This is a genomic window from Nonomuraea lactucae (assembly GCF_003313395.1).
In the GTDB taxonomy this organism is placed as follows: Bacteria; Actinomycetota; Actinomycetes; order Streptosporangiales; family Streptosporangiaceae; genus Nonomuraea; species Nonomuraea lactucae.
Genome location: NZ_QNFZ01000301.1, coordinates 1 through 531, shown reverse-complemented (window position 1 = coordinate 531; position 531 = coordinate 1). Strand labels below are relative to the sequence as shown.

1 protein-coding gene is annotated in these 531 nt (G+C 77.6%); it reads right to left on the bottom strand.

The genetic code is table 11. From position 1 onward, the window contains the following. Positions 1-531, bottom strand: a 531-nt coding sequence (locus tag DQW85_RS45985) for a lyase family protein (protein ID WP_275888230.1), incomplete at its 3' end; no start/stop codon positions are given.

Sequence of the window (531 nt, the reverse complement as noted above, 5' to 3'; positions counted from 1 at the left end):
TGCCGCGCCGCCCAACTGGGCGGGGAACCGCAGCGCGCGCAACCGCTCGTCGGCGCGCAGGAGCCCGGCGAGCCAGCCCGCCGCCTTCAGCCCGAACGTCGTGGGCACCGCGTGCTGCCCGAGCGTGCGGGCGGCCATCACCGTGCCGCGGTGGCGGTCCGCGAGACCGGCGAGCGAGCGCATGGCGCGGTCCAGGTCCGCCACGATCGCCCCGACCGCACGGGAGGCGACCAGCATGGCCGCGCTGTCCACGATGTCCTGGCTCGTCGCCCCGCGGTGCACGAAAGCCGCCGGATCGCCGCCGGGAAGGGCCGGTGGCGTGACCACTTCCTCCCGGGCTGGTGTGACGAGCTCCTCCCGGGCTGGTGTGACGAGCTCCTCCCGGGCTGGTGTGACGGGCTCCTCCCGGGCGCGGGCCGTGACGGCGGCGCGGAGGTCCGCGACCAGGGGGATGACCGGGGAGGCGGAGTGGCGGGCGCGGCGGGCCAGGGCGACGGGGTCCGCGGTGAGCCCGTCGGCCACCCGGCTGAT